This window comes from Nonomuraea sp. NPDC050643 (assembly GCF_040654715.1).
GTDB lineage: Bacteria > Actinomycetota > Actinomycetes > Streptosporangiales > Streptosporangiaceae > Nonomuraea.
In genome coordinates, this window is record NZ_JBFAIM010000138.1 from 1 (window position 1) to 11,380 (window position 11,380).

Genomic DNA, 11,380 nt, shown 5'->3' on the forward strand with positions numbered 1-11,380 from the left:
GCCTGGAACGGCCACGGGATCAAGAAGGTCTACACCTTCACCTGCTGGGCCGGCAAGTTCGACAACTGCGGCAAGAAGTACCGCATCTACTAAAGTCCCCACGAGGAGCCGCTCGGGACAGAGGGCTCACGGACTCGGGGTGTCAGAAACCGACGGCGTCGGCTCGGAAGTCGGTGTCTCGGTCGGTGTCTGAGTAGGTGTTTCGGTCGGTACTTCGGTAGGCGTCACGGTCTGTGTCGGCGTGGGGCACGAGGTGGGGGTCTGCCAGCGGGGCGGACCCGCCCACCACTGCCAGGAACGCTTCCAGCCCTGGTAGGACCAGATGCGCTTGCCCGGCCGCGACAGGTCGTAGACGTGGACGGCCGTGGCGTTCTGGCCGTCGGTGGTCGCGGTCACGGACACCCAGTCGTCCTGCCGCACCTCACTGGTGCCGCGACGACCCGCGATCGTGCGGGTGGTGTCGTCGATCGCGTACGTTTTCTCGAAGCCGTCCTGGCTCCGCACGGTGATGGAGTCCTCCGCGACGGCGGTCGCCTGCCCGGTCTGGGCGAGCAGGGTGGCGGTCCCGCAACCGTCCTTGGTCGCCACTGTGAACTCCCCGTGCATGGCGCCGACGAACCCCCACGGGTTGATCGGCGCGAGATCCGGAGGAGATGTCGGGGTGGGTGTGTCAGTAGGCGTCTCCGTTGGTGTGGCGGTAGGGGTCTCTGTAGGTGTCTCAGTCGGTGTTTCCGTGGGTGCTTCTGTGGGTGTTTCTGTGGGCGTCTGGCTGGGCGTCGGTGTTCTCGCCGACGCCGCCGCGGCCACTCCGATCCCGCTCGCCGCGACCAGCGCGGCGGCGGCGGCGATGATCAGCGGTCGTGGGACGTGCCGGCGTGGCTCGTCCGGGCCGAATGACAGTTCCTCGGGTGGTTGATCGGCATTCGTGGGCGTCACCTTGTCCTCCACGTAGATTTGTTCGATTGGACTCCCACGGGAATAAGCCAGGCGTAAGACCTACAGATTGATCAGGCCGATTCCGACCAGGACAAGCCCGGCGGCGCTCGCCACCGCCCGCAGCGTGTTCCAGGCGGTCCACCTGGGCGCGTAGTCCTTCCAGGACATCGTCCCGGCGTCGATGGCGTTGTTCATGGGCACGTTGACGGCCATGGTGACGAGGAACGAGCCGACGAAACTGACCGCGGCGGCGGCGAAGAACCAGATGGCCGCGGGGGCGTCCGCGAGGAACCCGGCCACCAGCGCGGCGATCGGTGAGCCGAGGAACACGAGGTAGAGCCACGGGTTGAGGATCTTCTTGTTGATGCCGCGCATCGCCGCCTCGGCCTGGGCGGGTTCGATGGCGTTGAGGCCCGGGATGACGGACATGGAGAAGGTGTAGAACAGGCCGGTGAGGGAGCCGTGCAGCACGAGGGTGATCAAGGCGAGTATCTGCATGGTCATATCGTGATCCCCGAGGATGTGGACGGTCCATGGCCGGTCCGCTCAATCCCATACGCGGGCGTCCAGAACCGCGTCCCGCCCCTTACGCGATCTCCCGCAGCTCGATGACCGAGCCGCCGCTGTGCAGCGACTCCTCCGCCGCGAACATGACGCGCGCCCCGGCCACGGCGTCCGCCACCGTCGCGCCCGCGGGCTCCGGCCCGCCCAGCGCGCGGCAGAAGTCCTCCACCTCGGCCAGATACAGGTTCACCGGCTCGAAGGCCCGCACCTCGGTCCCCACCGCGCTCTCGATCTCGATCGCGACGACCGGCTTCTCGCCGAGCAGCCCCGGCGCCCGCAGCACGGCCGAGGGGAACGTGATCCGCAGGTCGTTCGCACGGTCGCTGCCGGACTGCCCCGCCGTGACCGTCACGGGATGATCGCGATAACCGAGGACCGCGGTCACCAGGTCGAACGTGGTCGTGCTCCGGATCCGGTGGCCGGTGGCGCACACCCCCGGCGGCGTGCCGAACAGGTGCAGGGCCAGGTCGATCGCGTGTGACCCGACGTCGAACAGGGCGTTCGAGCCGCCCAGCTCCGGATCGAGCTTCCAGCGGGCGTTGCGGGATCCGTGGTCCAGGTCGAAGCACCACTGCAGGCTCGCCGACACCGGGGTGCCGTAGCGGCGCGATCTGAGGACCTCGGCGATGAAGGCGACGGCCGGCTGGTGGCGTACGTGGTGGGCCAGCATGAACGGGAGGGCGGCGTCCGACAGCAGCCGCTCCAGCGGCTCCAGCTCATGCCGCCGCACGACCAGGGGCTTCTCGCAGATGACCGGCAGGCCGAGCCCGACCACCAGCCGCAGGTGCGACGGGTGCAGGAACGGCGGCGAGGCGATGTAGACGACGTCATAGCGCCCGCGCAGCCCCGCGAAGCCCTGCTCGCTCGTGGTCCGCTCGATGCCCGGGTCCAGCTCGGCGATCTGGGCCAGACGCTCCTCGTCGCGCCCGTGCACGACGGTCACCCGGCACAGGTCCGAGCCGAGCAGGGCGGGGATCGTCCGCTTGCGGGCCGTGCCCGTCCCGGACAGCACACCGACGCGCCACATGCTCGCCTCCCTGGAGGTGCTCGGGCTCGATGCGGCCGTCACCGCGAACGATCTCGCCGGCCGCAAGGGAATCTCGCGAAATCACCCGCCGGCGGGATGTCGTGCGGATAATAAAAGAGCCACGGCAAGGTCTTGTTGCATTGTTCCAGGTGGCGATATCTTTTCCTGCGACACTCCCGGACATTACCATCACGACAAACGGCTGTAAATGTGCCGGTCGCTATTCAAGAATATAGGACGCCTGCAATTCAACGAGGATTCGGCGAAATACGCGAACCATCAACCGCGGGATGCGGCGTGAAGGCGCAGGAACGCCGCGGCCACGTTCGCCGCCCGGCCGCTCGGGAACGAACGGGCGAAGATCCCGAGTTCGGTCACAGGCGGACCCCGGCCCCGTTCGCGGCCGCTGACTCGGCCACGGCGGCGATCAGCTTGAGCGCGGCCACGCCGTCGTCGGCGCTCGGACTGTCGGGCAGTTCGAGACGGATGGCGCGGGCGAACCCCTCGATCTGCCGCTCGTAGGCGTTGGTGTCACCGAACACCGGCCGGGCGGTGGTGCAGGTCTCCTCGTCGAACACCTCGACGTCGCCGGCCCGCAACGTGAACGGGAAGTGGGTGCGCAGTTTGACGTGTCCCTTCTCGCCGTAGATGTCGGCGCCCTCCGACCATTCGGCGTGCACGTCCGCGCTGATCTCGAAGCTCGCCAGCCCGCCGTCGCTCAGGTTGGCCACGCCGTGCCAGGTGTGGTCGCCGCCATGGCTCGACGCCTGGGCGCTGATGCGGGTCGGATCGCCCAGGAGGAACCGCAGGCCGTCGAGGACGTGGGCGCCGTGCGTGGTCAGCAGGTAGCGCCGCCGGTCCGCCTTGTACGCCGCCTCGCCCACGAGCACGTTCTCGTCCACGATCCGCGGGGGGAACAACGTGGCCTCGGTGGTCGGGCGCAGGCGGCCCATCACGCGGTACCAGATCGTGGCCGACAGCACCCGGCCGATCGTGTTCCTGACGGCCTCGGCGGCATACTGCACTCCCGGGTCGTACCGCTTCATCGCGCCGACCTGTAGGTGCAGGCCGGTCTCGGCGGCCAGGTCGCGCAGCTTCTCGCCGTCGGCCACCGTGTCCGCCAGCGGTTTCTCGACCAGGACGTGCTTGCCGGCCCGCAGGGCCCGCGTGGCCAGCGGGAGGTGCAGCCTGTCGGGCACGGCGATGATCACCGCCTCCAGGCCGGGGTGAGCCAGCAGTTCGTCCGTGCTCCGGTAGCCGGTGACCTCGTAACGGCTCGCGACCCGTTCGGCGAGCACGGGGGAGGGGTCGCTGAGGGCGACGAGGCGGACGCCGTCGGCGCGCGCCAGCGCCGGGAGGTGGGCGGCCTGGGCGATACGGCCCGCCCCGATGACGGCGATGCGAAGGTCCGGCACGACGTTCTCCAATGGCGGAAGGTCCGGTACGACGTTCTCCGATGGCAGAAGGTCCGGTACGACTTTTTCGGGATTCATGGCAAGTGGGCCAATCCGGTGCGGGCGGTCTCGGCCTCGTACGGATCCTTGATCCGGAGGGCGATCTCCAGCGCGTCCGTCCAGCACCGCCGGGCCCGCTCCTGATCGCCACGCGCGGAATGGGTCTCGCCCAGGCCGTTGAGCACCCGGCTCTCGATGAGGCGGCTGGGCAGGCGCCGGGCATGGGCCAGCGCCTCCTCCTGATGGCGGATCGCCGCCTCGAAGTCGCCGCTCCTCATCGCGATGTGGCCGACGTGGCAGAGCGCGTCGGCCTCCATCAGCCGGTCCCCGAACTCGCGCGCGATGCGCAGCGCCTGCTCATGGCAGCTCGCGGCGGCGGCCAGGTCGTCGAGACCCGCGTGCGCCATGCCCATGTCGATGAGGAGGTACGCCTCGTCGTGCCGCCGCTCGCGCTCCCTCAGGGAGGGCAGGACGATGTCGAGGCATTCGAGGGCGTGACGCATCTTGCCCAGCCGGATGTCGATCATCCCTTCGGCGTACAGGGCCGCGAGCCGGCCCGCCTCGTCGCCCTGCTCGACGTACAGCAGCCGGGCCTGCTCGTTGACCTCCAGCGCGTCGGCCAGCTCGCCGGTCCGGTAGAGGCCGTGGGCCACGTAGTAGAGCGCCTCCGCGTGCATGCGCCGGTCGCCGGCCACCTGGGCCAGCTCCGCCGCCCGACGCTGGCAGGTCAGGAAGTCGCCGTACTGGTCGGTCGCCATCAGGGCGTGGCCGAGCGTGGTCAGGACCATGGCCTCGCCGCGGACGTCGCCCACGTCGCGTACCGCATCGAGGGCCGTGCGCTGGGTGGCGAGCCAGTCGTCGATGTGGCCGGCCTGGTAGAAGTGGTAGGCCATGATGTAGGCGAGCTGCCAGGCGTGGGCCGGCCGGCCGTGGCGGGAGGCGTACGCGATCAGCGCGACGCTGTTGTGGTGCTCGACGTTCAGCCAGGCCAGGGCGCTTTCGCGGTCGCCGAACTCCCTGGTCACCGCGGGCTGATCGACGGAGGGGCGCAGCAGCTTCGCGTCCGGATCGATGAAGCCCATGGCGGCGCGGGCGGTGTGGGCCTGCCAGTCGAGCAGCCGGGTGACCGCATCGAGTTCGTCGTCCTCCGCCGCGGCGCGTTCTCTGGCGTACTCGCGGACCAGGTCGTGCATGACGATCAGCCCGTGCTCGTCGAGCTGCACCAGATGGGCGCGTACGAGCTCGGCCACCGCCTGATGGGTCGCCGGCGCGCTCAGTTCCGTCATGGCCGCCAGCGCGTCGAGGCCGACGGCGCCGCCCGGGTGCAGGCTCGCGATCCGGAACACCAGCCGCGTGACCAGCGGCAGCGCGCGGTAGGACAGCGCGAACGCGGCACGGACGCCGACGTGCGGATCCTCGGTGAAGTGCAGGGCCTCCAGCCGCCCGCCCGCCCGCATGCGCGCCACCAGCGCGGCGGCCGGCTCGCGGGTGGCGTGCAGGTGGGCGGCGGCCAGGCGCAGCGCGAGCGGCAGGTGGCCGCAGAGCGCGGCCAGCGCGCTGATCGGCCCCGGCGCCTGCCCGCCGCCGAGCAGCGCGTGGAGCAGCGCCTCCGCCTCCTCGGCGGTCAGCACGTCCAGCTCGACGAAGCCCACGTCGTGGGTGGCGGCCAGGCCGCGCAGCGAGTCTCTGCTGGTGATCAGGACCCTGCTCGGCGACGATCCGGGCAGCAGCGGGCGCACCTGGTCGGCGGTCGCCGCGTTGTCGAGGAAGATCAGCATCTCGCGGCCGGAGAGCAGGGAGCGGTACAGGGCCGCCCTCTCGTCCACGTCGTGCGGGATCTCGCCGGCGGGCACGCCGAGCACCCGCAGCAGCCGCTCCAGCGCCTGGCCCGGGGCGACCGGGCTGCGCGGCGAGTAGCCGTGGAGATCCAGGTAGACCTGGCCGTCGGGAAAACGCTCGGTACGGCTCTGCGCCCAGTGGGTGGCCAGCGCCGTCTTGCCCACGCCGGCCGTGCCCGCGATGGCCGAGATCACCAGGACCGAGCCCAGCAGCGTGTCGAGCGTGCCGAGGTCCTTTCCGCGCCCGGTGAACCGCGGGACGTCGGCCGGCAACTGCCGTGGCACCTGACGCGGGGAGCCCGCCGGGGTGGCGCGGCCCTCGCCCAGCAGCTCCGGGTCCCCGTCGAGGACGGCCCGCTGCAGCCTCGCCAGCTCGTCGCCGGGCTCCAGGCCCAGCTCGTCCCTGAAGCAGCGGCGGGCCAGCGTGTACTGCTCCAGCGCCTCGGCCCGCCGCCCGTCCCGGTAGAGGGCGAGCATGAGCTGGCCTCGTAAGCGCTCGTGCAGCGGCGCGGCGGCGGTCGCCTGCCTGAGCTCGCCGATGAGCTCGGCGTGCCGGCCGAGCGCCAGGTCGGCGTCGATGCGATCGGTGAGCGCGGCCAGCCGCAGCTCCTCCAGCGGATGCCCCTCCACGAGCTGGAACTCCGGGCGCGTGCCTCCGAGCGCGGGCCCCCGCCACAGGACCAGCGCGCTCCTCAACTCCTGCGCCGCCTGCGCCACGTCACCCATCGAGCGCGCGACCTGCGCGGCGGCGACCGCCGCCCTGAACACCGCCAGGTCCGAGCCCCGATCGGGGACGTGCAAGGCGTAGCCGCCGGAGCTGGTGGAGAGCGCGCTCTCCTGGGTGAGGAGCCGGCGCAGGGACCAGAGCTGGCTGTGCAGGGCACGGCGGCCGGTCGCGGGTGGCCGCTCCCCCCAGAGCGCGTGCGCGAGCTCGTCGTGCCGGACGACCTGGCCGGCCCGCAGGACGAGGATCGCGAGCAGCGTACGCAGCTTCTCACCGACGATCGGCACGTTACGCCCGTCGCGCCAGATCTCCACCGGCCCCAGCACCCTGAACTCCATGGCTCTCCCAGCCCGGCTCGCGGCCCTTTACATCGCGGCTTACACGATCACAATGGCGACGCGGTACGACAAGAACACTGACACGCTCCGCGGCGCGTTTCACCGGCGCCACCTTCGCCACCGCGAGGCTCCGCGACTACGACGTGACCCGGATCAAGATCGTCGACGCCTGACTCGTCGGCGTCAACACCGAACGGTATTTCAAGGCGATTGCCTTAATAAGGTGATCACCTTATATTCGTAAGGCCGGACTGACTCCGAGTTTGGAGGACCTGTTGACCGCCGACGCGATCCCCGAATTCCCGTTCGACCGCCCCACGGCTCTGGAGCCTCCGCCGCAGCTCGCCGAGCTGCGCGAACGCTGCCCGGTGTCGCACGTACGCCTGCCGAGCGGCGACGTGGCCACCCTGGTGACCAGGTACGACGACGCCCGCGCGGTGATGGCCGACCCCCGGTTCAGCCGCAACCTGGCCAGGGAGGGCGCCGCCCGGCTGGCCACCACCAAGGACGGCGGCCTCTTCGGCCGGCGCCGGGAAGGCGCCATGGAGATCGGCGAGGGGCAGGGCCACATGCGGTGGCGGCGCCTGCTCAGCCGCTGGTTCACCGCCCGCAAAATGGAGGTCTGGCGGCCCCGGGTCCAGGCGATGACCGACGATCTGCTGGACGCCATGCTCGCCAAGGGCTCCCCGGGCAACCTGTCGGCCGGGCTCGCCCTGCCGCTGCCCGTACGCGTCATCTGCGCCCTGGTCGGCGCGCCGAGTGAGGACCAGGACAAGTTCGCGCACTGGTCGCGCGTCATGCTGACGCTGACGCGGTTCACGCAGGAGGAGGTCGACCAGGCGTACCGGGAGTTCAACGCGTACGTGTCCGACCTCGTCGACCGCAACCGCGCCGACCCCGGCGACGACCTGCTCAGCGAGCTGACCCAGATCACCGACACCGAGGACGGCCGGCTCAGCCAGGGCGAGCTCATCGCCACCGTACGCGGCCTGCTCCTGGCCGGCCACGAGACGACCTCCAACATGATCGCCATCATGACGGCGATGCTGCTTGCCGACCGGAGCCGCTTCGAGGACGTGATCGACGACCCCGACCTGATCCCCGGCACCGTCGAGGAGGTGCTGCGCCTGGACAGCACACTGTCGGTCATCGGCGGAGTGCCCCGCTTCCTCACCGAGGAGGTCGAGCTGAGCGAGGTCAGGGTGCCCGCGGGCACCACGCTGATCCCCAACATCCCGGCCGCGAACCGCGACCCCGGCAAGTTCCCCGACCCCGACCGCTTCGACCCGCGGCGCGAGAACAACGCCCAGCACCTCACGTTCGGCGCGGGCAAGCACTACTGCCTGGGCCAGCCGCTGGCCAGGGTCGAGCTCCAGGTCGTGCTGGGCACGCTGACCCGGCGGCTGCCGGAGCTGCGGCTGCGGGACTCCGCGGACGATCTCAAGCTGCGTGTCGGAGGGATGTCCGGCGGGCTGCAGGACGTCTGGGTCACGTGGTGACCGTGTACCGGCCATAATCGACGGGAGACGGTGCGGAAACACAAGATCGGGATTCGGTGCATTGAACGTCGGCACGGCTGTCTCCACGCCGTCTCCCCGCTCGCTGCGTGCCAGAGACAAGCTCATGCACACCGCCGAGCGCCTCTATGCCGAGCACGGCTTCGCGAACGTCTCCATCAGGATGATCCGCGAGGCGGCGGGCCAGCGTAACAAGTCCGCCGTCCAATACCACTTCAGCACCCGCGACGACCTCATCCAGGCGATCCTGACCCGCCACGCGACCGCCATCGAGCAGCACCGGGCGCCGATGGTCTCCGCCCTCGGCGCCACGGGTGAGGTGGCGGTCCACGACTGGATCACGTGCGTCATCGCGCCCAGCATCGAACACCACATCGAGCTCGGCACCCCCTCCTGGTACGGCCGCTTCCTCGCCCAGGCCGTCGTGGAGCCGTCGCTGCGCGAGCACGCCGTCCAGGCCCACCTGAACACGCCGTCGTGGCGCCGCCTGCACCAGCTCCGGCCGTCACGCGCCCACGACCGCGACCCCGAGCTGGTCGAACGCCACGCCGCCATGATCCGCCTGCTGATCGTGCACATGAGCGCCGAACTGGAGACCGACCTGGCCGCCGGCCGCGTCGACCCGGCCGACGCGGAGCGGTCCTGGCGCGGGCTGGGGGACGACCTCGTCACGGCCATCCTCGGGCTCAGCTCCGCCCTCCTCACGTGAGCACGGCACCCCGGCCCGTACGAGGCACCCGCCGCACCCGTACCCGCGAGGATGATCAGGGCGGCGACGAGCAGGTCATCGCCAGCGGCGCCCACACCGCGAATCCCGCCGCGACCACCACGGGTTGCGGCAGCAGGAGCAAGGGGGACAGCAGCGGGCCGAGCCGCTGGTAGGCGCCGAAGCCCAGGCAGTCGCCCTCCATCGCGACCATGCCGTGCCCGATCGCGGCCGGGGCCGGGACCGGGAAGAGCAGGGCCATCGCGTACGGAACGCTCACCAGCACCAGGGCGGCGCCCCACAGCGCCAGCGAGGTCCGCCACCGTATCGGCGGCACCGCCCCCCGCTCCGACCGCGCGCCGCCGAGCAGCGCGCCCGCGCTCGCGGCGAAGGCCGCTCCGAGCAGCAGCAGCGCGTTGTCGTCAAAGGGCGGGAACGTGGAGGCGGCGTCGTCGAGGAGTCGGCGACCCCGGTCGATGGTGAAGCTCGTGATGATCTCCTCCCGGCTGGGCCGGCCGAGCCCGGTGAGCGGCGGTGCGAACGCGGACGCGGCGAGGAGGAACAGCAGCGCCGCACTCACCCGGAGCACCCATCGCCGGCGCCGCAGCACCACGGCCGGAACGACCAGGACGGCCGCGACGGCCGCCCCCGCGATCGCGGTCGGCCCGGTGGGCTCGATGGCGGCGGGCGCGAGCGGCAGCAGGATCGCCAGGACGGATAAGGCGGGCACGGAGAGTTTCGACACCGAAGATCCAAATCGCGGGGGAGCGGGGCGTCACACCTATCGCCCCGCTTCGCCCCCGTCAAGCCGGTGCCACGGCCCCTGTTCACCTGCCTTGGGGACTCAGGGGCGATCCGCGCAGAGGGCGCGGTCGATCAGGGCGGCCGACGTCTTGATCTGCTGGAGCGGGGACTGGTCCGGGCCGAGGGTGGTGGCGTAGGCGACGACGGCGCTCCTGCGGCCGTCCGTGGTGACGGCGTTGTCGGTGACGGCGTTCCAGCCGCCGCCCGCGTGGAACCAGACCCAGTCCCCGCAGGACAGCCGGCGTTTCATCAGCCCGAGCCCGTAGCCCGCCTCGCGCCAGAACTCCTTGTACGGCGCGGCGGGCACCGTCTCCTTCATCTCCGCGAGCTGCGCCGGCCGCAGGAGACGGCCGCCGAGCAGGGCGCCGTAGAAGCGGTTGACGTCGTGCGGCGTGCTGATGACCGAGCCGTCGGCCTGCCCGGCGGCGTAGACCGTCACGTCCACCGCCGGGCCGCCCGGGGTGAGCCGCCTGTAGGTCCTGAGGTGGGGGCGGGGCAGGAAGGGTGACGTGCCGGGGGTGAAGGTGTGCCGCAGGCCGAGGGGTTCGATGACGCGTTCGTGGAGCTGCTGCTGCCAGGGGGTGCCGGTGACCTTCTCGATGATCATCGAGGCGAGGACGTAGTTGGTGTTGGAGTAGGCCCAACCCGTGCCGGGCGGGAACACGGGACGGTGCCGCATCGCCATCGCGACGAGCTGCCCGGGGCCGTAGGTGCGGAAGCGCTCACGCCGGAACTCCTCCTCCGTGGTCGCCCTCTCCAGGGGTACGTCGTCGGCGTAGTCCGGCAGGCCGCTGGTGTGGCCGAGCAACTGCCGCACCGTGACCTCCGCGCCCCCCTCCACCAGGCCGGGCAACCACCGGTCCACCGTGTCGTCCAGGCTGAGCCGGCCCTCGCCCGCCAGTTGCAGGACGACGGTGGCCACGAACGTCTTGGTGGTGCTGCCGATCCGGTGGTAGGCGTTCCAGTCGACGGGTTCGCCGGTCCCGAGGTCGGAGACGCCCGCGCGGGCGGTTAACGTACGGGAGGAAAGGCGCACTTCTGCCAGTACGCCGCTGGCGCCGGTGGCTTTGAGTGCGTCCACGTCGCGCTGCAACCGTTCCTGACCGTACGTTCGAGCCTGCGCCGGAGCCGCCAGGGTCACAGCGGTGAGCAGGGTCACGCCGGTAATCGCCACGGCGGCACGCGCTGAGTTCGCGAATGTCATGGCCCCAAGCCTTTCCGTGACGCCCGCCCACCACCATGCGGGATCACCCCGACCGGCCCCCGGCCTTGACCTGAGAGACCGCACAGGGCATGCCGGAGCGGAAACGCCGCAGAAACGCGCCCGCGTGTTCGCTGGCCTCAGCACCGTCGTGATCATCCCGGCGGGTCGGCATCCCGGGTCATGTAAGGAGCTCCGGGGCTTGATCCGCCCAGGGGTTCCAGGGTTGCATGAGCATCCCGGCGAGTTCGGTGGGTGGCGATGAGTGCGG

At 70.9% G+C, this 11,380-nt stretch carries 9 protein-coding genes; 2 read left to right on the top strand and 7 right to left on the bottom strand.

Features of this window, described 5'->3' with window-relative positions:
• Positions 1-126: 126 nt before the first annotated feature.
• From AB0I15_RS66045 to AB0I15_RS66065, 5 genes are all read right to left on the bottom strand, one after another.
• Positions 127-588: a hypothetical protein gene (locus AB0I15_RS66045; RefSeq protein WP_358120813.1), complete on the bottom strand. Its 462-nt coding sequence runs from the start codon at positions 586-588 to the stop codon at positions 127-129.
• Between the two features lie 408 nt (positions 589-996).
• A complete protein-coding gene (locus AB0I15_RS66050) occupies positions 997-1,434 on the bottom strand; it encodes an anthrone oxygenase family protein (RefSeq protein WP_358120816.1) in 438 nt (145 codons plus the stop codon).
• 88 nt (positions 1,435-1,522) lie between these two features.
• The gene (locus AB0I15_RS66055; RefSeq protein ID WP_358120818.1) at positions 1,523-2,527 is read right to left on the bottom strand and encodes a Gfo/Idh/MocA family oxidoreductase; all 1,005 of its coding nucleotides are present in this window, start codon (positions 2,525-2,527) and stop codon (positions 1,523-1,525) included.
• A gap of 374 nt (positions 2,528-2,901) precedes the next feature.
• On the bottom strand, positions 2,902-3,942 hold the full coding sequence (locus tag AB0I15_RS66060) for a Gfo/Idh/MocA family oxidoreductase (RefSeq protein WP_358120821.1): 1,041 nt from the start codon (positions 3,940-3,942) through the stop codon (positions 2,902-2,904).
• Between the two features lie 74 nt (positions 3,943-4,016).
• A complete protein-coding gene (locus tag AB0I15_RS66065; RefSeq protein ID WP_358120825.1) occupies positions 4,017-6,881 on the bottom strand; it encodes a BTAD domain-containing putative transcriptional regulator in 2,865 nt (954 codons plus the stop codon).
• A gap of 275 nt (positions 6,882-7,156) precedes the next feature.
• Between AB0I15_RS66065 and AB0I15_RS66070 the strand changes: the two genes are divergently transcribed.
• On the top strand, positions 7,157-8,380 hold the full coding sequence (locus tag AB0I15_RS66070) for a cytochrome P450 (protein ID WP_358120828.1): 1,224 nt from the start codon (positions 7,157-7,159) through the stop codon (positions 8,378-8,380).
• A gap of 124 nt (positions 8,381-8,504) precedes the next feature.
• The gene (locus AB0I15_RS66075; protein ID WP_358120831.1) at positions 8,505-9,107 is read left to right on the top strand and encodes a helix-turn-helix domain-containing protein; all 603 of its coding nucleotides are present in this window, start codon (positions 8,505-8,507) and stop codon (positions 9,105-9,107) included.
• A gap of 55 nt (positions 9,108-9,162) precedes the next feature.
• On the opposite strand, the gene AB0I15_RS66080 is transcribed toward AB0I15_RS66075, so the two are convergent.
• Entirely contained in the window at positions 9,163-9,849 is a 687-nt protein-coding gene (locus tag AB0I15_RS66080; protein WP_358120833.1) for a hypothetical protein, read from the bottom strand.
• A 99-nt stretch (positions 9,850-9,948) separates the two neighbouring features.
• On the bottom strand, positions 9,949-11,112 hold the full coding sequence (locus tag AB0I15_RS66085) for a serine hydrolase domain-containing protein (RefSeq protein ID WP_358120835.1): 1,164 nt from the start codon (positions 11,110-11,112) through the stop codon (positions 9,949-9,951).
• Positions 11,113-11,380: the final 268 nt, after the last annotated feature.

What these genes read in the sequence shown, in the direction of transcription:
- AB0I15_RS66050 (WP_358120816.1), bottom strand. Translation starts at nt 1,434, where the DNA reads ATGCAGATACTCGCCTTGATCACCCTCGTGCTGCACGGCTCCCTCACC.
- AB0I15_RS66055 (WP_358120818.1), bottom strand. Translation starts at nt 2,527, where the DNA reads ATGTGGCGCGTCGGTGTGCTGTCCGGGACGGGCACGGCCCGCAAGCGG.
- AB0I15_RS66065 (WP_358120825.1), bottom strand. Translation starts at nt 6,881, where the DNA reads ATGGAGTTCAGGGTGCTGGGGCCGGTGGAGATCTGGCGCGACGGGCGT.
- AB0I15_RS66075 (WP_358120831.1), top strand. Translation starts at nt 8,505, where the DNA reads ATGCACACCGCCGAGCGCCTCTATGCCGAGCACGGCTTCGCGAACGTC.
- AB0I15_RS66085 (WP_358120835.1), bottom strand. Translation starts at nt 11,112, where the DNA reads ATGACATTCGCGAACTCAGCGCGTGCCGCCGTGGCGATTACCGGCGTG.